This is a genomic window from Enterobacter cloacae complex sp. IR5422, assembly GCF_049238165.1.
Lineage (GTDB): Bacteria > Pseudomonadota > Gammaproteobacteria > Enterobacterales > Enterobacteriaceae > Enterobacter > Enterobacter roggenkampii.
Window position 1 is genome coordinate 92,973 of the sequence record NZ_JBMKHT010000001.1, and the last position, 22,386, is coordinate 115,358.

The window sequence follows — 22,386 nt, forward strand, 5'->3', positions numbered from 1 at the left end:
ATGTCATCATTTGACTACATCAAGACCGCTATCCGCCAGAAAGGCTGCACGTTGCAGCAGGTGGCAGACGCCAGCGGCATGACCAAAGGCTACCTGAGCCAACTGCTGAACGCCAAAATCAAAAGCCCCAGCGCGCAGAAGCTGGAAGCGCTGCACCGCTTTCTGGGGCTGGAATTCCCGCGTATGCAAAAGAACATCGGCGTGGTGTTTGGCAAGTTTTACCCGCTGCATACCGGGCATATCTATCTGATCCAGCGCGCCTGTAGCCAGGTGGACGAGTTGCACATCATCATGGGGTACGACGAAACCCGCGATCGTCAGCTGTTTGAAGACAGCGCCATGTCGCAGCAGCCGACCGTGCCGGACCGTCTGCGCTGGCTGCTTCAGACCTTCAAGTACCAGAAAAACATTCGCATTCATGCCTTTAACGAAGAGGGTATGGAGCCGTACCCGCACGGCTGGGACGTGTGGAGCAACGGCATCAAAGCGTTTATGGAAGAGAAGGGCATTGCGCCTAACTGGATCTACACCTCTGAAGAGTCTGATGCGCCGCAGTTCCGCGAGCATCTGGGCATTGAGACGGTGCTGATCGACCCGAAACGCACCTTCATGAACATCAGCGGAGCGCAGATCCGCGAAAACCCGTTCCGCTACTGGGATTACATTCCGACCGAAGTGAAGCCGTTCTTTGTGCGCACCGTCGCGATCCTGGGCGGCGAGTCGAGCGGTAAATCAACGCTGGTCAACAAGCTCGCTAACATCTTCAACACCACCAGCGCGTGGGAGTACGGCCGTGACTATGTCTTCTCGCACCTGGGTGGCGACGAGATGGCGCTGCAGTATTCCGACTATGACAAAATTGCGCTCGGGCATGCCCAGTACATTGATTTCGCGGTGAAATACGCCAACAAGGTGGCATTTATCGATACCGATTTTGTCACCACCCAGGCGTTCTGCAAAAAATACGAAGGGCGCGAGCACCCGTTCGTGCAGGCGCTGATTGACGAATATCGCTTTGACCTGGTGATCCTGCTGGAAAACAACACCCCGTGGGTGGCCGACGGCATGCGCAGCCTCGGCAGCTCGGTGGACAGGCGGGAATTCCAGTCCATGCTGGTGGAGATGCTCAACGAAAACAACGTTGAGTTTGTGCACGTTGAAGAGTCAGACTACGACTCCCGTTTCCTGCGCTGCGTCGAACTGGTGAAGGAGATGATGGGGGAGCAGGGTTAATAACTTTCCCCTCACGCTAACCCTCTCCCAATGGGAGAGGGCCGGGATGAGGGAATCAGTCCACTCAGAACTCAACCACCACTTTCCCACGCATATGCCCGTCCAGCACCTTGCGGTGCGCCTCGGTAATGCTTTCCACGCTCAGCCCGTGCAGCGTTTCACTCAGTGAGCTTTCCACCACGCCGTTATCCACCAGCTTCGCCACCTCATTGAGGATCTCACCCTGACGCGCCATATCAGCGGTCTGGTACATGCTGCGGGTGTACATAAATTCCCAGTGCAGGGCGGCGGATTTGGACTTCAGCTTGTCCTGGTTCAGCGGGTGTTCATTCTCCACGATAGAACAGATATGCCCCTGCGGTGCAATCAGGTCGCTGACCGCATCCCAGTGCCCGTCGGTGTCGTTGAGGATGAAAATGTAATCCACAAAGGGCAGCCCGTGCTTCGCCAGTTCGCCTTTCAGATCGCGGTAGTTCACCACCACATCTGCACCGCGATCGCGGCACCACCGGGCGGAATCTTCACGGGACGCCGTTGCGATCACCTTTACCTTGCTGTTGTGCTTCGCAAACGGGATCGCCAGCGATCCCACCCCGCCCGCACCGCCGATGATCAGCAGGGTTTTGTCCGTACCGGCATCCTGAATATTCAGCCGTTCAAACAGGCCTTCCCACGCGGTGAGCGCGGTCAACGGCAGCGCGGCGGCAGCCGCCCAGCCGAGGCTTGACGGTTTGTGCCCGACAATGCGCGCATCGATCAGCTGATGTGTGGTGTTGCTGCCCGGACGGGTGATGTCGCCTGCGTACCACACTTCATCTCCCGGTTTGAATCCGGTCACGCCAGCCCCAACGGCTTTGACGATCCCGCTGGCATCCCATCCGAGAATACGCGGCTCGTTCAGCCCGTTCTTAGCAATGCCCGCGTGGACTTTGGTATCGACTGGGTTAATGGAGACGGCTTTCACCTCCACCAGAAGATCGTGCTCGCCGGGCTGCGGCATCGGTGGAGTGATTTCAATGAAAGTAGAGGGATTTTCAGGGTTAACGGCGATGGCTTTAACTGACATGGTGTGCTCCTCAATGGCATGCGTTTTGTTGAGGCTAGTCTATTAAGTGGCCATCTGCGTGATAAGATGGACAATTAAGAACTCAGCGTTCGTGCAGGATGAACAATCATGTTTAAACAGCTGCAGGATATGGCGCTATTCGCGCTGGTGGCCGAGATGGGCAGCTTTACCGCGGCAGCCCAGAAGGCGGAGCTGCCAAAATCCAGCGTAAGCCAGCGGATTAGCCAGCTGGAGCAGCAGGTGGGCATTCGCCTGCTTAACCGCACCACACGCAGGCTGAACCTGACGTTTGCGGGCGAGCACTATCTGGTGCACTGCCGTGAAATGCTGGCGGCCAGCGAGCGGGCGGAGTACGCCATCCAGCGCCTGCGCGAAAACCCCAGCGGGCGGCTGCGCATCACCTGCCCGGCGGGGATTGGCGCGACGCTGCTGGCGCATATGAATGCCGAGTTCCAGCTTCGCTATCCCGAGGTTTCGCTGGACGTGTCGATCTCTGATGACGTGGTGGATCTGGTCGAGGCCGGCTTTGACGTGGCGCTGCGTACCGGCAAGCCGCAGGACTCCTCCCTGATTGGCCGCATGATCGGGCACTGCCCGCGTTACATGCTGGCCTCGCCGGACTATCTGGCGCGCCGTGGGCCGCTAACGCATCCCCGTCAGCTGGTGGAGCACCGCAGCATTACGCATCGGGCGTGGTCAGAGTGGCTTCTGCGAAGCGAGAGCGAGGATTACCGCTACCTGCCGGATAACGCGCACATGACCGATAACCTGGTATACGCCCGCGAATGTGCGATTGCCGGTGCGGGGATTACGCTCCTTCCGGCTTTTTTGCTGGAAGATAAGGTCGAGAAAGGGGCGCTGGTGCAGGTACTGCCGGAGTGGAACGTTGAAGGAAACGACCTGTGGCTGGCCTATCCGAGCCGTAAGCTCAACTCACCCGCGCTGATGAGCTATATCGACTTTGCAATGCAGTTTGACGAGGTGAAGCGGTATTACGTGGGTAAATAAAAAAGCCGGGTGGCGGCTTCGCCTTACCCGGCCTACAAACTGCGCAGTACCGTAGGCCGGGTAAGGCGAAGCCGCCACCCGGCACTCAGGCACTTATTTCGCAATACGCTTGTACTTAATACGCTTCGGCTCCAGCGCGTCGGCGCCCAGCGTGCGTTTCTTGTACTCTTCGTATTCGGTGAAGTTACCTTCGAAGAACTCCACTTTACCTTCGTCCTGATAGTCCAGAATGTGGGTCGCGATACGGTCAAGGAACCAGCGGTCGTGCGAGATAACCATTGCACAGCCCGGGAACTCCAGCAGGGCGTTTTCCAGCGCGCGCAGGGTTTCGATATCCAGGTCGTTGGTTGGTTCATCGAGCAGCAGAACGTTACCGCCTACCTGCAGCAGCTTCGCCAGGTGCAGACGTCCGCGCTCACCGCCGGACAGCTCGCCCACGCGTTTGCCCTGGTCGGTGCCTTTGAAGTTAAAGCGGCCAACGTAGGCGCGGCTTGGCATCTCGGTGTTGCCGATACGCATGATATCCAGACCGCCGGAGACTTCTTCCCACACGGTTTTGCTGTTATCCATCGCGTCGCGGAACTGGTCAACGGAGGCCAGCTTCACGGTCTCACCCAGGGTGATAGAGCCGCTGTCTGGCTGTTCCTGACCGGACATCATGCGGAACAGGGTCGATTTACCCGCGCCGTTCGGACCGATGATGCCCACGATAGCGCCTTTCGGTACGGAGAAGGTCAGATCGTCGATCAGCACGCGGTCGCCGTAGGACTTACGCAGGTTGGTCACTTCAACCACTTTATCCCCCAGACGTGCTCCAGGTGGAATAAACAGTTCGTTGGTTTCGTTACGTTTCTGGTATTCGGTGTTGTTCAGCTCTTCGAAGCGTGCCAGACGGGCTTTGCCCTTAGACTGACGGCCTTTCGTGCCCTGACGCACCCACTCCAGCTCTTTCTCGATAGACTTACGGCGCGCCGCTTCCTGAGACGCTTCCTGAGCCAGACGCTGATCTTTCTGCTCCAGCCAGGAGGAGTAGTTGCCTTCCCACGGAATACCTTCACCGCGGTCCAGCTCCAGGATCCAGCCGGCGACGTTGTCGAGGAAGTAACGGTCGTGGGTGATCGCCACAACGGTGCCTTCGAAGTCGTGCAGGAAGCGCTCCAGCCACGCCACGGATTCCGCATCCAGGTGGTTAGTCGGTTCGTCGAGCAGCAGCATGTCTGGTTTTTCCAGCAGCAGGCGGCACAGCGCCACGCGGCGGCGTTCCCCCCCGGAGAGGTTCGCGATTTTTGCATCCCAGTCCGGCAGACGCAGGGCATCCGCCGCGCGCTCCAGCTGCACGTTCAGGTTGTGACCGTCGTGCGCCTGGATGATCTCTTCATACTTGCCCTGCTGTGCGGCCAGCTTGTCGAAGTCCGCATCCGGTTCGGCATATTTGGCATACACTTCATCCAGACCTTTCAGGGCGTTAACCACTTCGGACACCGCTTCTTCAACGGATTCGCGAACGGTGTGTTCCGGGTTCAGCTGAGGTTCCTGCGGCAGGTAGCCAATCTTGATGCCAGGCTGCGGACGGGCTTCACCTTCGATGTCTGTATCAATGCCGGCCATGATGCGCAGCAGGGTGGACTTACCGGCACCGTTGAGACCCAGAACACCGATTTTTGCGCCCGGGAAGAAGCTCAGCGAGATATTTTTAAGAATATGACGTTTCGGCGGGACAACTTTGCCGACACGATGCATGGTATAAACGAATTGAGCCACGTTGGACTTCGCCTCTTTTATCGTAATGAGAAGGAATTTCAGCCTCGAAGTGTAGCCTTTTTCCCGCCCTAATCCCAGCCAGGAACGTCGGGAGTGTTAAAACGCGCAAGAAAGGTAAAAAAGTGTCCATGACGTGGCGCGTTGCAGGATGCCTGGTTAGCATAAGTTAATGAGACTTTGACGTGGCAAGACGCTGCAATTGACGAAAAAACAATGAGGAAGAGCTTGTGGAAAAAGCCAAACGGGTGGTCTGGCGTCTGCTGGCTGCCAGCGTATGCGTAATGGCGGTAAGCCAGGCGGTGCATGCCGATTCACTGGATGAACAACGTAACCGGTATGCCCAGATTAAACAGGCATGGGACAACAAGCAGATGGATACCGTGCAGGCGCTGATGCCGACGCTCAAGGATTATCCGCTGTATCCGTATCTGGAGTATCGTCAAATTACGGACGATCTCATGAACCAGCCCACCGTTACCGTGAATAACTTCATTCAGGCGAACCCGACCCTGCCGCCAGCCCGGAATCTTCAGTCTCGTTTTGTGAACGAACTGGCGCGACGTGAAGACTGGCGCGGGCTGCTGGCGTTTAGCCCTGAAAAGCCGAATACCACCGAAGCGCAGTGTAACTACTACTACGCAAAATGGGCGACCGGCCAGCAGGAAGAGGCCTGGGCCGGGGCGAAAGAGCTCTGGCTGACCGGGAAAAACCAGCCGAACGCCTGTGATTCCCTGTTCGGCGCGTGGCGTGCTTCCGGCAAGCAGGATCCGCTGTCCTACCTCGAGCGTATCCGCCTGGCGATGAAAGCCGGTAATACGCGTCTGGTGACTGCGCTGGCGGGGCAGATGCCGTCCGATTACCAGACGATTTCCACGGCAGTTATCTCGCTGGCAAACGATCCCAACAGCGTCCTGACCTTTGCCCGCAGTACGGGCGCGACCGATTTTACCCGCCAGATGGCGGCGGTGGCTTTTGCCAGCGTGGCGCGTGACGATGTGGAAAACGCGCGGCTGATGATCCCGCAGCTGGTGCAGGCGCAGCAGCTTAATGAGGAGCAAACGCAGGAGCTGCGCGATATCGTGGCGTGGCGACTGATGGGCACCGATGTGACCGACGAGCAGGCGCGCTGGCGAGACGATGCGATTATGCGTTCGAACTCCACGTCGCTGGTGGAACGCCGCGTGCGAATGGCGCTGGGTACGGGCGACCGTCGTGGGCTCAATACCTGGCTCGCCCGGTTGCCTATGGAGGCCAAAGAGAAAGATGAATGGCGTTACTGGCAGGCCGATCTGCTGCTGGAGCGCGGTCGTGATGATGAGGCCAAAGAAATTCTTCATACGCTGATGCAGCAGCGCGGGTTCTACCCGATGGCGGCCGCGCAGCGCCTGGGCGAGGAGTACACCTTCCGCATCGATAAAGCGCCCGCTAACGCGAATCCGGCGCTGACCCAGGGGCCAGAAATGGCGCGCGTTCGCGAGCTGATGTACTGGAATATGGACAACACCGCGCGCAGCGAGTGGGCGAATCTGGTGACCAGCCGCACCACCGATGAAAAAGCTCAGCTTGCCCGGTATGCGTTTGATAACCACTGGTGGGATCTGAGCGTGCAGGCGACGATCGCCGGTAAGCTGTGGGATCATCTCGAAGAGCGTTTCCCGCTGGCTTACAAGGATCTGTTCGATCGCTACACCCGCGGCAAAGATATCCCGCAAAGTTACGCGATGGCGATTGCCCGTCAGGAAAGCGCCTGGAACCCGAAAGTCCGTTCCCCGGTGGGTGCCAGCGGCCTGATGCAGATCATGCCGGGCACGGCGACGCACACGGTGAAGATGTTTAACATCCCTCGATACAGTAGCCCGTCACAGCTTCTCGATCCGGATACCAACATCAACATCGGTACCAGCTACCTGCAGTATGTGTACCAGCAGTTCGGCAATAACCGCATCTTCTCGTCGGCGGCATACAACGCGGGACCGGGTCGCGTGCGCACCTGGCTCGGCAACAGCGCCGGACGCATCGACGCCGTGGCGTTTGTCGAGAGCATCCCGTTCTCGGAAACGCGCGGCTACGTGAAGAACGTGCTGGCTTATGACGCCTACTATCGCTACTTCATGGGGCAGAAAGATACCCTGATGAGCGATGCCGAGTGGCAGAGACGTTACTGATCGGCGTGGGTTGTGTTATGCTGTACTCGCTAAAGAGTACAAGAGGCAGCATAACATGACCCAGCATTCCCCGTATTCCTCGGCGATGGCCGAACAGCGTAACCAGGAGTGGCTTCGTTTTGTGGAGCTGCTTCGCCAGTCTTACGAGCAGGATTTGCACCTACCCCTCATGCAGCTGATGCTCACGCCGGACGAGCGTGAGGCGCTGGGCACGCGCGTGCGCATCATTGAAGAGCTATTGCGCGGCGAGATGAGCCAGCGCGAGCTGAAAAACGAGCTGGGCGCGGGCATCGCGACCATCACCCGTGGATCGAACAGCCTGAAGTCGGCGCCCGTTGAGCTGCGCCAGTGGCTGGAAGCGGTGTTGTTGAAAAACGCCTAACGATAGATCGCGTTATGGAACGGGCTTAACGCCAGGATCACCGCCTGATGGTAAACGCCTGAACGCGTCAGCGCGCCTGCGGTAAAGACGCCAATCGCCCCTTCTTTACGGCCAATCTCATCAATGCCGGTGTACTGCGACATCACCGGCCCGAGCGCTTCACCCGCACGCACTTTTTCCAGAATGATTTCCGGCAGGGGCAGGGTGGCCGAACGCGCTTCGCCGCGCTGTTCACGGCTTTCGATCACCACCCAGCTAAAGGTTGCACCTTCGTCGATACCGGCTTCAATCGCCACCCAAAAGTCCGCATCCGGGGCCGCAGCTCTGGCATTTGCCACGCGATTTCGTGCGCCAGCGCGCGTTTCCTCGCTGCCAAACGGCTGTTCAGGAACGCCACTCTCGACGCCGATGGCCTCAATATGGCAGGATCCTGCGCCGAAGATCTCGTCAAATGCCCTTAGAATTGCCTGAATTTTGGCAGGATTAGTGGTAGCAGAGACAACATGGTGCATAATTAAGCTCGATTCAAAAAAAACTCATCGCAGTATAACGGAAAAAAAGCATGTTACAGGTATACCTTGTTCGCCACGGTGAAACGCAGTGGAACGCCGAGCGACGTATTCAAGGCCAGTCAGACAGTCCTCTCACTGAGAAGGGTGTGCAGCAAGCGTGGCAGGTGGCGGAACGCGCCAGAACGCTGGGCATTACCCACGTGATTACCAGCGATTTAGGTCGCACACAGCAGACGGCGCGCATCATCGCGGACGCCTGCGGCTGTGACGTCATGCTTGAGCCGCGCCTGCGCGAGCTGGATATGGGCGTGCTGGAAAAACGCCATATCGATACGCTGACGGAAACGGAAGAGGGCTGGCGCCGCACGCTGGTAAACGGTACCGAAGATGGCCGTATTCCTGAGGGCGAATCCATGCAGGAGCTCAGCGTACGTATGCATGCCGCCCTGGCGGAATGCCTGAAGCTCCCGGCAGGAAGCCGTCCGCTGCTGGTGAGTCATGGGATTGCGTTGGGATGCCTGGTGAGCACCATTCTGGGATTACCGGCATACGCTGAGCGCCGTTTGCGTCTGCGCAACTGCTCTATTTCCCGAATTGATTATCAGGAAAGCGCGTGGCTGGCGTCAGGTTGGGTGGTGGAGATGGCAGGGGACATTTCGCATCTCGATGCCCCTGCGCTTGACGAACTGCAGCGTTAACGACGTATTGGAATCAAGAATTCCATACGCAGATTGATTGGGCCTTCTTCCGGTTTCGCATCCTGAGCCGGGTAGTAGCGCTCAATGTCCTGACCTTTACGGCGATTCAGATTCAGCATCGGCATGCAGGTTCCGTAAACGGTCAGGATAAACTCCTGCACCCCCGTTCCCAGCCCTTCATAGGCGAACATCACGTATTCGCCACCTTCCAGCACGACAGGCTTCGAACCCTGAATGTAGCCATTGGCCATCTCTGGCGTCAGCGCGGTGGTGTAGAACACCTCCTGCTCGTCGTCTTTTTCCTGGCTCGGGTGCGTTTCGTTGAGACCATACAGAATCGGCGGGATCGCCGGCGCGTGGCTCAGGAAATCACGCCAGAACTGGACGCGCATCTGATGACGGAACTCGGAAATCTGCTCCAGCGAACAGGAGTAGCTCTGCGTCGTGCCGATCAGATGGGTTTCCGGCAGGGTAATAATTTCATACTTCGGCATCGCGAACTCGCCCAGACGCAGCGGCGGACGCATGCCAAACGAGCTCCAGTCAGGCGAGCGACGATACAGCGCTGGCGTCAACGAGAACTGTTTTTTAAAGGCGCGGGTGAAGGTCTGCTGCGAATCGAAACGATATTGCAAGGCAATATCCAGAATCGGGCGCGCGGTCAGGCGCAGAGCCACAGCAGATTTCGATAAACGACGTGCGCGAATATAGGCCCCGATAGCATGACCGGTGACATCCTTGAACATCCTTTGCAGATGCCACTTGGAATAGCCTGCTTTAGCCGCCACATTATCCAGTGACAAAGGCTGGTCGAGATGACCTTCCAGCCAGGTGAGCAGGTCGCGAATAATTCCAGCCTGATCCATATACTATCCTCATCCTTAAAACAGCAGGTGCCTGATAACAGGTTAGTGGATAATAGCATTTTTTGATGTTTTAGCATTCAGTGTTTTTTTTGCGCATTCATGCTTTTTGTAGGGCATTATGGGCAAATATATTCTAATCCTGTGATCTTGCTACATTTTTGTCTAAAGTGTTGAATAATCGCTCAGTGTAATTTTAAAGAATGGTAACAATATGAAATACAAGACTTTGCTCTTCACCGCGCTGATGTTGATGGCCGGGCGCGTGGCACAGGCGGAACAGATAGGTTCTGTCGACACCGTGTTCAAAATGTTTGGCCCGGACCACAAAATCGTGGTGGAGGCGTTTGACGATCCGGACGTGAAAAACGTCACCTGCTATGTCAGCCGTGCGAAAACGGGCGGTATCAAGGGCGGTCTGGGGCTGGCGGAAGACACCTCCGATGCGGCGATCTCCTGTCAGCAGGTGGGCCCGGTTGAATTGAGCGATAAAATTAAAAACGGCAAAGCGCAGGGCGACGTGGTATTCCAGAAACGAACCTCGCTGGTGTTCAAAAAGCTGCAGGTTGTGCGTTTCTATGATGCCAAACGCAATACGCTGGCTTACCTGGCCTATTCCGACAAAGTGGTGGAAGGTTCACCGAAAAACGCGATCAGCGCGGTGCCGATAATGCCGTGGCGGGAATAAAAAAAACGGCGCAAATGCGCCGTTTTTTATTGCGTTAACTGCGGGATTACTCCTGCAGGTCACCGCAGAAACGGTACCCTTCGCCGTGGATCGTGGCGATGATTTCCGGCGTATCTGGCGTAGATTCGAAGTGCTTACGAATACGACGGATGGTGACGTCTACGGTACGGTCGTGCGGCTTCAGCTCACGGCCGGTCATTTTCTTCAGCAGCTCTGCACGGGACTGGATCTTGCCCGGGTTTTCGCAGAAGTGCAGCATCGCGCGGAATTCACTGCGCGGCAGTTTATACTGCTCGCCGTTCGGGCTAATCAGCGAACGGCTATTGATATCAAGTTCCCAGCCGTTGAATTTGTAGCTATCGACGCTACGGCGCTCTTCGCTGACCGTGCCCAGGTTCATGGTGCGGGACAGCAGGTTGCGTGCACGAATGGTTAACTCGCGAGGGTTGAACGGCTTGGTGATGTAATCATCCGCACCGATTTCCAGGCCAAGAATTTTATCAACTTCGTTGTCACGGCCCGTCAGGAACATTAACGCGACGTTCGCCTGCTCGCGCAGTTCGCGCGCCAGAAGAAGACCGTTTTTGCCCGGCAGGTTGATATCCATGATCACCAGGTTGATATCATTTTCAGAAAGGATCTGATGCATCTCTGCGCCATCGGTCGCTTCAAAGACATCGTAGCCTTCTGCTTCGAAAATGCTCTTTAACGTGTTGCGTGTTACCAACTCGTCTTCAACGATAAGAATGTGCGGGGTCTGCATGTTTGCTACCTAAATTGCCAACTAAATCGAAACAGGAAGTACAAAAGTCCCTGACCTGCCTGATGCATGTCGCAAATTAACATGATCGGCTTAACGTGACTAAAGTACGTAATTGCGTTCTTGATGCACTTTCCATCAACGTCAACAACATCATTAGCTTGGTCTTGGGTACTTTCCCTTTGGACCCGACAGTGTCAAAAACGGCTGTCATCCTAACCATTTTAACAGCAACATAACAGGCTAAGTGACACCAGACACCCAATAAAACTACGCTTCGTTGACATATATCAAGTTCAATTGTAGCACGTTAACAGTTTGATGAAATCATCGTAGCCGAATGCTAGCCTTTGTCACAATTTTTCAATAAACCAACTAGTTGCGGACATTGATTTATAAACGAAGCGAATCCAATCAGAATAGAGTATTCATGTCACTATTATCATTATAAAACATAGGGATAATAGTGTTCTGTTAACATTCTAACTGATTGTTCAGACACAGAATAGTTTAGCGTTTTTAATTTGTTATGAAACGCTATTTCGGTGATTTGTGTTGCAATTTTGTAAATTCGCGCTGCGTAATATGTTGAAGTGCATCACATTTTTACCGGCTAACTGATTAAAAAGAGAGCATAAATGCATCTGTCGATTGTACTGGTTGCACCAGCCAGAGCAGAAAATATAGGCGCAGCGGCGCGTGCGATGAAGACCATGGGTTTTACCGATTTACGTATTGTGGACAGCACGGCCCATCTGGAGCCAGCCGCCCGGTGGGTGGCGCACGGTTCGGGAGATATTCTCGATAATATAACCACTTACGCTACGCTTGCCGACGCGCTGCATGACATTTCGTTTACCGTTGCAACCACCGCGCGCAGCCGAGCGAAGTTCCACTATTACGCCACGCCTGCTGAACTGGTACCCATGCTCGAAGAGAAAAGCCAGTGGCTGGAGAAAGCCGCGCTGGTATTTGGACGTGAAGATTCCGGATTAACCAACGAAGAGCTGGAATTGGCGGACGTTCTTACCGGTGCGCCGATGGTGGCCGATTATCCTTCCCTGAATTTGGGCCAGGCGGTCATGGTCTATTGCTATCAATTAGCCTCCCTAATGCAAATCCCTCAACCTCAGCCAGAAGCGGCAAATGAAAATCAGCTGGCCGCGCTGCGAACTCGCGTGCAGGGGCTGTTATCGAGCCTTGGCGTCGCGGACGATCAGAAAATGGCCGACTGGCTGCAGCAGCGTCTTGGTCGTCTTGAGCAACGGGACACCGCCATGTTGCACCGTTTGCTGCACGATATTGAAAAAAAATTGGCCGAGTAAAATACTGCCATAAGTTTTTACTATGGCGAATAAGTCTGTCTGAACGGGTTGCGTTTGGGGTAATCGGATGAAAATAAAGCGGCACGCAGCGGGACCTGAGAGTCTCCCAAAATGTGATCAAATTAAAAATCCATTGACTTAAGGGGCCCGATCCTTTAACCCTAAAAGAATACAGCACAGACAGATAATAATGACAGAGTACACAACATCCATGAAACGCATCAGCATCACCACCATTACCACAACCATCATCATTACCACAGGTAACGATGCGGGCTGACGCGTACAGGAAAAACAGAAAAAAGCCCGCACCTGAACAGTGCGGGCTTTTTTTTCGGCTAAAGGAAACGAGGTAGAACCATGCGAGTGTTGAAGTTCGGCGGTACATCAGTGGCAAATGCAGAACGTTTTCTGCGTGTTGCCGATATCCTGGAAAGCAACGCCAGGCAGGGGCAGGTTGCGACCGTGCTCTCTGCCCCGGCAAAAATCACGAACCATCTGGTGGCGATGATTGAAAAAACCATCGGTGGTCAGGATGCACTTCCGAACATCAGCGACGCAGAGCGTATCTTCGCTGACTTACTGCAAGGCCTGGCAGAAGCGCTGCCTGGCTTCCCGCATGCGCAACTGAAGTCTTTTGTTGAACAAGAATTCGCGCAAATTAAACATGTCCTGCACGGCATCAGCCTTCTCGGCCAGTGCCCGGACAGCATCAATGCAGCGCTGATTTGTCGCGGTGAAAAACTCTCTATCGCCATCATGGCCGGCGTGCTGGAAGCGCGCGGCCATAGCGTGACCGTGATCGATCCCGTTGAAAAACTGGTGGCGGTGGGCCACTACCTCGAATCCACCGTTGATATTGCCGAATCAACCCGCCGTATCGCCGCCAGCAAAATTCCGTCTGACCACATGATCCTGATGGCAGGCTTCACCGCCGGTAACGAGAAGGGCGAGCTGGTGGTGCTGGGCCGTAACGGTTCCGACTACTCCGCCGCCGTGCTGGCCGCCTGTTTACGCGCGGACTGTTGTGAGATCTGGACTGATGTTGACGGCGTGTATACCTGCGATCCGCGCCAGGTACCGGACGCCAGGCTGCTGAAGTCGATGTCGTACCAGGAAGCGATGGAGCTTTCCTACTTCGGCGCCAAAGTACTTCACCCGCGTACCATCTCCCCGATTGCCCAGTTCCAGATCCCTTGCCTGATTAAAAACACCGGTAACCCGCAGGCGCCGGGAACGCTGATTGGCGCGAGTACCGATGAGGACGGACTGCCGGTGAAAGGCATCTCCAACCTGAACAACATGGCGATGTTCAGCGTCTCGGGTCCGGGGATGAAAGGGATGGTCGGCATGGCGGCACGCGTGTTTGCGGCCATGTCCCGCAACGGTATTTCGGTGGTGCTGATCACCCAGTCATCCTCCGAGTACAGCATCAGCTTCTGCGTGCCGCAGGCTGACTGCCTTCGCGCCCGCCGCGCGCTGGAGGAAGAGTTCTATCTGGAGCTGAAAGAAGAATTGCTGGAGCCGCTCGCGATTCAGGAGCGTCTGGCGATCATCTCCGTGGTGGGCGACGGTATGCGCACCCTGCGCGGTATCTCCGCCAAATTCTTTGCCGCGCTGGCGCGCGCCAATATCAATATCGTGGCGATTGCCCAGGGCTCGTCAGAGCGTTCAATTTCTGTTGTTGTGGATAACGACGATGCCACCACCGGCGTTCGTGTGGTTCACCAGATGCTGTTCAACACCGATCAGGTTATCGAGCTGTTCCTGATTGGCGTGGGCGGCGTCGGCGGCGCGCTGCTGGAGCAGGTGAAGCGTCAGCAGGAATGGCTTAAGAAGAAACACATCGACCTGCGCGTCTGCGGGATCGCGAATTCCAGAGCGCTGCTGACCAACGTCCACGGCCTGAACCTGGAAAACTGGCAGGCCGAGATGAATGAGGCAAAAGAGCCGTTCAACCTGGGGCGCCTGATCCGTCTGGTAAAAGAGTATCATCTGCTTAACCCGGTCATCGTCGACTGTACCTCGAACCAGGCGGTGGCCGACCAGTACGCGGACTTCCTGCGCGAAGGTTTCCACGTGGTGACGCCGAACAAAAAGGCCAACACCTCGTCGATGGATTACTATCACCAGCTGCGCCTGGCAGCGAGCAAGTCGCGCCGCAAGTTCCTCTACGACACCAACGTGGGGGCAGGCCTGCCGGTTATCGAGAACCTGCAGAACCTGCTTAACGCGGGCGATGAGCTGCAGCGTTTCTCCGGCATTCTCTCCGGCTCGCTGTCGTTTATCTTCGGCAAGCTGGATGAGGGAATGAGCCTCTCGGAGGCCACCCGCGCCGCGCGCGAGCTGGGCTATACCGAGCCGGATCCGCGTGACGACCTTTCCGGTATGGACGTGGCGCGCAAGCTGCTGATCCTCGCGCGCGAAACGGGCCGTGAGCTTGAGCTTTCCGATATCGTGATTGAGCCGGTCCTGCCGGCAGAATTTGACAGCAGCGGTGACGTCAGCGCCTTTATGGCCAAGCTGCCGCAGCTTGACGACGCGTTTGCCGCCCGCGTGGCGAAAGCCCGTGATGAAGGTAAGGTATTGCGCTATGTTGGCAACATTGAAGAAGATGGCGTGTGTCGGGTGAAGATTGCCGAAGTGGATGGCAACGACCCGCTGTACAAAGTCAAAAACGGCGAAAACGCCCTCGCGTTTTACAGCCACTATTATCAGCCACTGCCGCTGGTGCTTCGCGGCTATGGCGCAGGGAACGACGTTACGGCGGCGGGTGTCTTTGCCGATCTGCTGCGTACCCTGTCATGGAAGTTAGGAGTTTAACATGGTCAAAGTTTATGCCCCGGCTTCCAGCGCGAATATGAGCGTCGGATTTGATGTGCTGGGTGCGGCGGTGACGCCGGTGGACGGTTCGCTGCTGGGCGATACGGTGACGGTGGAAGCGGCAGACAGCTTCAGCCTGAATAACGTGGGTCGCTTCGCCAGCAAACTGCCGTCTGAGCCACGCGAGAATATCGTCTATCAGTGCTGGGAGCGTTTCTGTCAGGAGATCGGTAAAAACGTGCCGGTCGCCATGACGCTGGAAAAAAGTATGCCGATTGGCTCCGGGCTGGGTTCCAGCGCCTGCTCGGTGGTCGCCGCGCTGGTGGCGATGAACGAGCACTGCGGCAAGCCGCTGAACAACAACCGCCTGCTTGCCTTAATGGGCGAGCTGGAAGGGCGTATCTCCGGCAGCATTCATTATGACAACGTCGCGCCATGCTTCCTCGGCGGCATGCAGCTGATGATCGAAGAAAATGGCATCATCAGCCAGCAGGTGCCAGGGTTTGATGAGTGGCTGTGGGTGCTGGCCTATCCGGGTATCAAGGTATCAACCGCGGAAGCGCGTGCGATCCTGCCCGCGCAGTATCGCCGTCAGGACTGTATCGCCCACGGGCGTCATCTGGCGGGCTTTATCCACGCCTGCTACACCCGTCAGCCGCAGCTGGCGGCCAAACTGATGAAGGACGTCATTGCCGAGCCGTACCGCACGAAGCTGCTGCCCGGCTTTAACGAGGCCCGACAGGCGTCCATGGATATCGGCGCGCAGGCGTGCGGCATCTCCGGCTCCGGCCCGACGCTGTTCGCCCTGTGCGACAAGCCTGACACTGCGCAGCGCGTGGCGGACTGGCTCTCTAAACACTACCTGCAAAATCAGGAAGGCTTTGTTCATATTTGCCGTCTGGACACGGCTGGCGCACGAGTACTGGGATAATTAATGAAACTCTACAACCTTAAAGATCATAACGAGCAGGTCAGCTTCGCGCAGGCGGTGACTCAGGGACTGGGCAAAAATCAGGGGCTGTTTTTCCCGCATGACCTGCCGGAATTCCAGCTGACCGAGATTGATGACCTGCTGAAGCAGGATTTTGTCACCCGCAGCACCAAAATTCTGTCCGCGTTTATCGGCGATGAAATTCCGCAGGAGCTGCTGGAAGAGCGCGTACGCGCGGCATTCGCCTTCCCGGCGCCGGTTCAGCAGGTTGAGCCTGATGTTGGCTGCCTGGAGCTGTTCCACGGTCCGACGCTGGCGTTCAAAGACTTCGGCGGCCGCTTTATGGCGCAGATGCTGACCCACATCAGTGGCGACAAGCCGGTGACCATCCTGACCGCGACCTCCGGGGATACCGGCGCGGCGGTCGCCCACGCGTTCTACGGCCTGAAAAACGTCCGCGTGGTGATCCTCTATCCGAAAGGCAAAATCAGCCCGCTGCAGGAGAAACTGTTCTGTACCCTCGGCGGCAACATTGAAACCGTGGCAATTGACGGCGATTTCGATGCCTGCCAGGCGCTGGTCAAGCAGGCCTTCGACGACGAAGAGCTGAAGGTGGCGCTGGGTCTGAACTCCGCCAACTCCATCAACATCAGCCGTCTGCTGGCGCAGATCTGCTACTACTTCGAAGCGGTGGCGCAGCTGCCGCAGGACGCGCGTAACCAGCTGGTGATCTCCGTGCCGAGCGGTAACTTCGGCGATCTGACGGCAGGCCTGCTGGCGAAATCCCTGGGACTGCCGGTGAAACGCTTTATCGCCGCCACCAACGCCAATGACACCGTGCCGCGCTTCCTGAAAGACGGGAAGTGGGCGCCGAACGCGACTCAGGCCACGCTCTCCAATGCGATGGATGTGTCTCAGCCGAACAACTGGCCGCGCGTGGAAGAGCTGTTCCGCCGTAAGATCTGGCGCCTGGGTGACCTGGGCTATGCTGCGGTGACGGATGAGACCACCAAATCCACCATGCGCGAGCTGAAGGCGGTGGGGTATACCTCTGAACCGCACGCGGCAATTGCTTACCGCGCGCTGCGCGACCAGCTTAACCCAGGTGAATACGGCCTGTTCCTGGGGACCGCACATCCGGCGAAGTTCAAAGAGAGCGTGGAGGCGATCCTGGGCGAAACGCTGCCGCTGCCGAAAGAACTGGCCGAGCGTGCCGACCTGCCGCTGCTGTCCCATGAGCTGCCGGCGGACTTTGCGGCGCTGCGTAAGCTGATGATGACCCGCGCGTGATTTTTGTCGGGTGCGGCTACGCCTTACCCGACCTACAACTGATGATGACGCGTGCGTGATTGTGTTGCCCGGTGGCGGCTTCGCCTTACCGGGCCTACAAAGACGAACAAATCGTAGGCCGGGTAAGCGAAGCGCCACCCGGCTTTTTTTGTGAAGAAATTAAGGAGAAAAATAGCAGGGAAAAAGCAGAAATTCCCAATAAATGCGGTCACTTAGCGTTTAGGATTGCAGAGAATAACATCCCCCGTTCCCCTCGCGTAATCTCCTTACAACGGCCCACGTTGGGCAACGATAATAAGGAGTCACCGATGTCAAAACTGAAACCTGCGCTGATTGCGCTTTCACTGATGCTGGTCGCTCCCATGGCGGTTCAGGCATCCGAAATCACCCTCGTACCTGCGGTCAAACTGCAGATTGGCGACCGGGATAATAACGGGCACTACTGGGACGGTGGCCGCTGGCGCGACCATGACTGGTGGAAGGCGCATTATGACTGGCGCGATAACCGCTGGCGTCCTCACGATGAGCATCGCGAGCGTGACCATCATCATGACGATCATCTTCCAGGTCCGGACTGGAAACACCACTAATGCAAAACCCCGCCAGCCGGCGGGGTTTGTTTTTACTGCTCGTGGCGCTTAAACACCAGTTCGCCTTTCCCTGACGACGCCTCGTCAAAGAAATAGCCTTCGCTGTTGAAGGCGGTTAGCTGCTCCGGCTTCGTCAGGCGGTTCTGAATGATGTAGCGGCTCATCAGACCGCGCGCTTTCTTGGCGTAGAAGCTGATCACTTTGAACTTGCCGTTTTTCTCGTCGAGGAATACCGGCTTGATGATGTCGGCATCCAGCTTTTTCGGCTTCACCGACTTGTAGTATTCATCGGACGCCAGGTTAATCACCACGTTATCGCCCTGCGCGCGCAGCGCCGCATTCAGCTTATCGGTAATGATATCGCCCCAGAAATGGTACAGATCTTTGCCTTTGGCATTCTCCAGGCGAATCCCCATCTCCAGACGATAAGGCTGCATCAGATCCAGCGGGCGCAGTACGCCGTACAGGCCCGACAGCATGCGCAGATGCTGCTGGGCAAAATCAAAATCGGCTTCGCTAAAATCTTCCGCCTGCAGGCCGGTGTACACGTCGCCTTTAAACGCCAGAATCGCCTGGCGAGCGTTGGCAGGGGTGAAATCCGGGTGCCACTCGTGAAAGCGGGTCGCGTTCAAATCGGCCAGCTTGTCGCTGATGCTCATCAGCGAGGCGATTTGCGGCGCAGAGAGCTTACACGCTTCGCGGATCAGCTGTTGCGAATAGTCCAGCAGTTCAGGCTGGGTATAGCGCTCGGTGGCGAGCGGGCTCTGGTAGTCGAGCGTTTTTGCAGGTGAAATCAGAATCAGCATATCCAGTCCTTGCAGGAAATTTAGAGCGACTTTAGCAAAAAATCGCCCTGAATTGATCGATAGCTGTTATTGCCGCGGCAAATCATCCCACGTGCCGGGGGCAAGCTGCGCCTTGATATCGGGATAGCGGGCGGGATCAAAGACCGGCGGAACGCCGAGTTTGCGCTGGCGCAGATAGTCTCTGGCAATCAGGGTCACCACGGGCGAGAGCAGCAGGATCGCCGTGAGGTTAGTGATTGCCATCAGCGCCATAATGATATCGGCCAGCTGCCAGACCAGCGGCATACTGAGCAGGGAGCCTGCTATCACCATCAGGATAACCCCCAGACGCAGAGTTCCGATCGCGGCGCGGGAGTCGAGTTTCAGGAAAATAAGGTTATTTTCGGCGTAGAGGTAATTCACCACGATTGAGCTGAAGGCAAACAAGATCAGGATGAGCGAGACAAATCCGGCTCCCCAGCCGCCGGTCAGGGTCACCAGCGCCTGCTGGAGAAGCTGTATCCCGACGGTTCCCGACGCGTGGGGTACGGGGCCTGCCAGCAGCAAAATCATGGCGCTGGCGGAACAGATAATAATGGTATCGGTAAAGACGCCAATCATCTGCACAATGCCTTGTGCGGCCGGGTGTGGCGGCCAGGAAGAGGCGGCGGCTGCCGCATTGGGGGTTGACCCCATACCGGCTTCATTGGAGAACATGCCCCGCTGAAAACCCGCCATCAGCGCCTGGCTGAAGGTGTAGCCCAGCGCGCCGGATGCCACTTCGCGCCAGCCAAAGGCGCTTTTGACGATAGTGGCAAGCACGCCCGGCACCTGGTCGAGATGCAGTGCGGCGACGAACAGGCTCGCGGCAACCCAGAGCAGCGCCATAATGGGCACCAGCCACTGCATCAGGCGAGCGATACCCTTGAGACCGAATGAAATGGTAAGCAGAACGATCGAAGCTAAAGCGAGACCCGCGAGCCACTCGGGGCAGGAGAAGGCATAGCGCATGGCATGGGCGACCGAGTTCGCCTGGACGGTATTAAAAATAAGACCGTACGCGAGCAGTAAAAAAAGCGAGAACAGGACGCCCATCCAGCGCATCCCCAGGCCACGCGCCATGTACCAGGCTGGACCACCGCGAAACTGGCCGCGCTTATCTTTCTCTTTGTAGAGTTGCGCAAGCGAACTTTCGGCAAAGGAGGTGGCCATACCGAGAAGTGCCGTCATCCACATCCAGAAGACCGCGCCTGGCCCACCGGCGCTGATGGCCAGTGCTACCCCCGCCAGATTCCCGCTGCCCAGGCGTGCCGCAAGGCTAGTACAGAGCGCCTGAAACGACGTTAATCCGCCCGGCTGGGGCGTGACGCTGTTTTTCAGACTTCTGCCAAACTTGCGAATATAGCGAAACTGGATAAACCCACTGCGTAGCGTAAACCAAATACCTGCTCCCAGAAGCAGGTAAATCATTATCGAACCCCAGAGGACTTCGTTAATAAAGAAAAAGAAATCAGGCATTAACGTCCCTCTTGTTGATGCCAACGTGAATATGTAAGCGCTACCACTGATTGGGCATGCTGTTGCTTAGCAGCCTGTTAATATTCTGAGTTTATCATACTCTGCCTAAGCGCACTGTCTGCGGTTGCGCTACCCCTCCGTCGTGTTATCATCAGGGCAGACCGGTTACATCCCCCTAACAAGTAAACCTGTCATTTTTCCGCTGCAGGCATGCTGTCGGTAGCGTGAATTATCCAGGGCACGTTAAAAGAGAAACACTATCATGACGGATAAATTGACCTCCCTTCGTCAGTTCACCACTGTCGTAGCTGACACCGGAGATATCGCGGCAATGAAGCTGTACCAGCCGCAGGATGCCACAACTAACCCTTCTCTGATCCTTAACGCCGCACAGATCCCTGAGTATCGCAAACTGATTGACGAGGCTGTGACCTGGGCTAAAGCGCAGAGCAACGACCGCGCGCAGCAGGTTGTGGACGCTACTGATAAACTGGCCGTGAACATCGGTCTGGAGATCCTGAAACTGGTTCCGGGCCGTATCTCTACCGAAGTGGACGCGCGTCTCTCCTACGACACCGAAGCGTCTATCGCGAAAGCAAAACGTCTGATCAAACTGTACAACGATGCGGGCATCAGCAACGATCGTATCCTGATCAAACTGGCTTCTACCTGGCAGGGTATCCGCGCGGCAGAGCAGCTGGAAAAAGAGGGTATCAACTGTAACCTGACCCTGCTGTTCTCCTTCGCACAGGCGCGTGCATGTGCAGAAGCTGGCGTATACCTGATTTCTCCGTTCGTGGGCCGTATTCTGGACTGGTACAAAGCCAACACCGATAAGAAAGAGTACGCACCGGCTGAAGATCCAGGCGTGATTTCCGTGACTGAAATCTACGAATACTACAAACAGCATGGCTATGAGACTGTGGTTATGGGCGCAAGCTTCCGTAACGTCGGTGAAATCATCGAGCTGGCTGGCTGTGACCGCCTGACCATTGCGCCAGCGCTGCTGAAAGAGCTGGCAGAAAGCGAAGGCACCCTGGAGCGTAAACTGTCTTACACCGGTGAAGTGAAAGCACGCCCAGAGCGCATCACTGAATCCGAGTTCCTGTGGCAGCACAACCAGGATCCAATGGCGGTAGACAAGCTGGCGGACGGTATCCGTAAGTTTGCTGTTGACCAGGAAAAACTGGAAAAAATGATCGGCGACCTGCTGTAATCATTCCGCGTGACCGGGCTCCCGGTCACGCGACTGCTTTCGTACCCTGTCTGAATTTCCTCTCTGCGTGTATCATTCCCTTTAATCAGTACTCTTTGAATGGAATGGATATGAATACCTTACGCATCGGCTTAGTGTCGATTTCTGACCGCGCCTCCAGCGGTGTTTACCAGGATAAAGGCATCCCCGCTCTGGAAGCGTGGCTGGCCAGTGCACTGACTACCCCGTTTGAGATCCAGACTCGCCTGATTCCCGACGAACAGCCGATTATCGAGCAGACCCTGTGTGAACTGGTGGATGAGATGAGCTGTCACCTGGTGTTAACCACCGGCGGAACCGGGCCCGCGCGCCGTGATGTGACGCCGGACGCGACGTTGGCGATTGCCGATCGTGAAATGCCGGGCTTCGGCGAACAGATGCGCCAGATCAGTCTACACTTTGTCCCGACGGCCATTCTTTCCCGCCAGGTAGGGGTGATCCGCAAGCAGGCGTTGATTCTGAACCTCCCGGGGCAGCCGAAGTCGATCAAAGAGACGCTGGAAGGGCTAAAAGCGGAAGACGGCAGCGTCATCGTTCACGGCATCTTTGCAAGTGTACCGTATTGTATACAGCTGCTTGACGGCCCGTATGTCGAAACCGATGAGAAAGTGGTAGCAGCTTTTCGTCCTAAAAACGCGCGTCGCGAAACAATCTCCTGAAATTAATCAATATGTGACATAAGCTGAAGCGGCGATAGCGTGGTAACGGTTTTACGGTATAGTAATTTTTTCTT

Annotated in this window: 22 protein-coding genes and 1 other annotated feature; of the genes, 15 read left to right on the forward strand and 7 right to left on the reverse strand. The window is 56.4% G+C overall.

From position 1 onward, the window contains the following. On the forward strand, nucleotides 1-1,233 hold the full coding sequence (nadR, locus tag ACOTXT_RS00490; protein WP_006810194.1) for a multifunctional transcriptional regulator/nicotinamide-nucleotide adenylyltransferase/ribosylnicotinamide kinase NadR: 1,233 nt from the start codon (nucleotides 1-3) through the stop codon (nucleotides 1,231-1,233). 64 nt (nucleotides 1,234-1,297) lie between these two features. On the opposite strand, the gene ACOTXT_RS00495 is transcribed toward nadR, so the two are convergent. Continuing rightward, nucleotides 1,298-2,299 carry a zinc-binding alcohol dehydrogenase family protein gene (locus ACOTXT_RS00495; protein WP_234099296.1) on the reverse strand — a complete coding sequence of 334 codons (1,002 nt, stop codon included), beginning with the start codon at nucleotides 2,297-2,299 and terminating at the stop codon, nucleotides 1,298-1,300. A 108-nt stretch (nucleotides 2,300-2,407) separates the two neighbouring features. Here ACOTXT_RS00495 and ACOTXT_RS00500 point away from each other — a divergent pair, with 108 nt between their 5' ends. Continuing rightward, the gene (locus tag ACOTXT_RS00500) at nucleotides 2,408-3,307 is read left to right on the forward strand and encodes a LysR family transcriptional regulator (RefSeq protein ID WP_021240577.1); all 900 of its coding nucleotides are present in this window, start codon (nucleotides 2,408-2,410) and stop codon (nucleotides 3,305-3,307) included. Nucleotides 3,308-3,400: 93 nt separating this feature from the next. Here the strand turns inward: ACOTXT_RS00500 and ettA are convergent, their stop codons facing one another. Beyond that, a complete protein-coding gene (gene ettA / locus ACOTXT_RS00505) occupies nucleotides 3,401-5,068 on the reverse strand; it encodes an energy-dependent translational throttle protein EttA (RefSeq protein WP_028015858.1) in 1,668 nt (555 codons plus the stop codon). A 227-nt stretch (nucleotides 5,069-5,295) separates the two neighbouring features. On the opposite strand from ettA, the gene sltY reads away from it, so the two are divergent. Both sltY and trpR read left to right on the forward strand, forming a co-directional pair. Beyond that, the gene (gene sltY / locus ACOTXT_RS00510; RefSeq protein ID WP_333164319.1) at nucleotides 5,296-7,233 is read left to right on the forward strand and encodes a murein transglycosylase; all 1,938 of its coding nucleotides are present in this window, start codon (nucleotides 5,296-5,298) and stop codon (nucleotides 7,231-7,233) included. Nucleotides 7,234-7,288: 55 nt separating this feature from the next. Then, nucleotides 7,289-7,615, forward strand: a complete 327-nt coding sequence (gene trpR / locus ACOTXT_RS00515) for a trp operon repressor (protein ID WP_039265268.1) — start codon at nucleotides 7,289-7,291, stop codon at nucleotides 7,613-7,615. On the opposite strand, the gene yjjX is transcribed toward trpR, so the two are convergent. Continuing rightward, nucleotides 7,612-8,127, reverse strand: coding sequence for an inosine/xanthosine triphosphatase (gene yjjX / locus ACOTXT_RS00520; protein WP_008502058.1), 516 nt, complete (start codon nucleotides 8,125-8,127; stop codon nucleotides 7,612-7,614). The two genes, trpR and yjjX, sit on opposite strands and share 4 nt — an antisense overlap. A gap of 50 nt (nucleotides 8,128-8,177) precedes the next feature. On the opposite strand from yjjX, the gene gpmB reads away from it, so the two are divergent. Then, nucleotides 8,178-8,825 carry a 2,3-diphosphoglycerate-dependent phosphoglycerate mutase GpmB gene (gene gpmB, locus ACOTXT_RS00525; RefSeq protein WP_008502057.1) on the forward strand — a complete coding sequence of 216 codons (648 nt, stop codon included), beginning with the start codon at nucleotides 8,178-8,180 and terminating at the stop codon, nucleotides 8,823-8,825. Here gpmB and robA read toward each other — a convergent pair. Continuing rightward, nucleotides 8,822-9,691 carry an MDR efflux pump AcrAB transcriptional activator RobA gene (gene robA, locus ACOTXT_RS00530; RefSeq protein ID WP_008502056.1) on the reverse strand — a complete coding sequence of 290 codons (870 nt, stop codon included), beginning with the start codon at nucleotides 9,689-9,691 and terminating at the stop codon, nucleotides 8,822-8,824. The two genes, gpmB and robA, sit on opposite strands and share 4 nt — an antisense overlap. 211 nt (nucleotides 9,692-9,902) lie before the next feature. On the opposite strand from robA, the gene creA reads away from it, so the two are divergent. Next, nucleotides 9,903-10,376: a protein CreA gene (creA, locus tag ACOTXT_RS00535; protein ID WP_023293322.1), complete on the forward strand. Its 474-nt coding sequence runs from the start codon at nucleotides 9,903-9,905 to the stop codon at nucleotides 10,374-10,376. A gap of 46 nt (nucleotides 10,377-10,422) precedes the next feature. On the opposite strand, the gene arcA is transcribed toward creA, so the two are convergent. Continuing rightward, the gene (arcA, locus tag ACOTXT_RS00540) at nucleotides 10,423-11,139 is read right to left on the reverse strand and encodes a two-component system response regulator ArcA (protein WP_003856501.1); all 717 of its coding nucleotides are present in this window, start codon (nucleotides 11,137-11,139) and stop codon (nucleotides 10,423-10,425) included. Nucleotides 11,140-11,234: 95 nt separating this feature from the next. On the opposite strand from arcA, the gene yjjY reads away from it, so the two are divergent. The 7 genes from yjjY (at nucleotide 11,235) to ACOTXT_RS00575 (ending at nucleotide 18,095) form a co-directional block, all read left to right on the forward strand. Continuing rightward, nucleotides 11,235-11,375 (forward strand): protein YjjY, encoded by a 141-nt coding sequence (gene yjjY, locus ACOTXT_RS00545; RefSeq protein ID WP_085928893.1) that lies wholly within the window; start codon nucleotides 11,235-11,237, stop codon nucleotides 11,373-11,375. Nucleotides 11,376-11,774: 399 nt separating this feature from the next. After that, the gene (locus tag ACOTXT_RS00550) at nucleotides 11,775-12,461 is read left to right on the forward strand and encodes a tRNA/rRNA methyltransferase (RefSeq protein WP_008502053.1); all 687 of its coding nucleotides are present in this window, start codon (nucleotides 11,775-11,777) and stop codon (nucleotides 12,459-12,461) included. 211 nt (nucleotides 12,462-12,672) lie between these two features. Further along, nucleotides 12,673-12,741, forward strand: a complete 69-nt coding sequence (gene thrL / locus ACOTXT_RS00555) for a thr operon leader peptide (protein ID WP_015572623.1) — start codon at nucleotides 12,673-12,675, stop codon at nucleotides 12,739-12,741. Continuing rightward, nucleotides 12,680-12,797, forward strand: a sequence feature (Thr leader region). (Overlaps the previous gene by 62 nt.) A 24-nt stretch (nucleotides 12,798-12,821) precedes the next feature. After that, a complete protein-coding gene (gene thrA, locus ACOTXT_RS00560) occupies nucleotides 12,822-15,284 on the forward strand; it encodes a bifunctional aspartate kinase/homoserine dehydrogenase I (protein WP_333164322.1) in 2,463 nt (820 codons plus the stop codon). A 1-nt stretch (nucleotide 15,285) separates the two neighbouring features. Continuing rightward, a complete protein-coding gene (gene thrB, locus ACOTXT_RS00565) occupies nucleotides 15,286-16,215 on the forward strand; it encodes a homoserine kinase (protein WP_021240567.1) in 930 nt (309 codons plus the stop codon). Nucleotides 16,216-16,218: 3 nt separating this feature from the next. After that, nucleotides 16,219-17,505 (forward strand): threonine synthase, encoded by a 1,287-nt coding sequence (thrC, locus tag ACOTXT_RS00570; RefSeq protein WP_023345407.1) that lies wholly within the window; start codon nucleotides 16,219-16,221, stop codon nucleotides 17,503-17,505. A gap of 308 nt (nucleotides 17,506-17,813) precedes the next feature. Next, the gene (locus ACOTXT_RS00575; RefSeq protein ID WP_333164326.1) at nucleotides 17,814-18,095 is read left to right on the forward strand and encodes a DUF2502 domain-containing protein; all 282 of its coding nucleotides are present in this window, start codon (nucleotides 17,814-17,816) and stop codon (nucleotides 18,093-18,095) included. A 32-nt stretch (nucleotides 18,096-18,127) separates the two neighbouring features. On the opposite strand, the gene yaaA is transcribed toward ACOTXT_RS00575, so the two are convergent. Both yaaA and ACOTXT_RS00585 read right to left on the reverse strand, forming a co-directional pair. Continuing rightward, nucleotides 18,128-18,901: a peroxide stress protein YaaA gene (gene yaaA, locus ACOTXT_RS00580; RefSeq protein WP_333164329.1), complete on the reverse strand. Its 774-nt coding sequence runs from the start codon at nucleotides 18,899-18,901 to the stop codon at nucleotides 18,128-18,130. Nucleotides 18,902-18,967: 66 nt separating this feature from the next. Beyond that, nucleotides 18,968-20,398 carry an alanine/glycine:cation symporter family protein gene (locus ACOTXT_RS00585; RefSeq protein ID WP_070532849.1) on the reverse strand — a complete coding sequence of 477 codons (1,431 nt, stop codon included), beginning with the start codon at nucleotides 20,396-20,398 and terminating at the stop codon, nucleotides 18,968-18,970. 262 nt (nucleotides 20,399-20,660) lie between these two features. Between ACOTXT_RS00585 and tal the strand changes: the two genes are divergently transcribed. Further along, nucleotides 20,661-21,614 carry a transaldolase gene (gene tal / locus ACOTXT_RS00590; RefSeq protein ID WP_008502045.1) on the forward strand — a complete coding sequence of 318 codons (954 nt, stop codon included), beginning with the start codon at nucleotides 20,661-20,663 and terminating at the stop codon, nucleotides 21,612-21,614. Nucleotides 21,615-21,724: 110 nt separating this feature from the next. Further along, the gene (gene mog / locus ACOTXT_RS00595; RefSeq protein WP_008502044.1) at nucleotides 21,725-22,312 is read left to right on the forward strand and encodes a molybdopterin adenylyltransferase; all 588 of its coding nucleotides are present in this window, start codon (nucleotides 21,725-21,727) and stop codon (nucleotides 22,310-22,312) included. The last annotated feature ends 74 nt before the right edge of the window (nucleotides 22,313-22,386 follow it).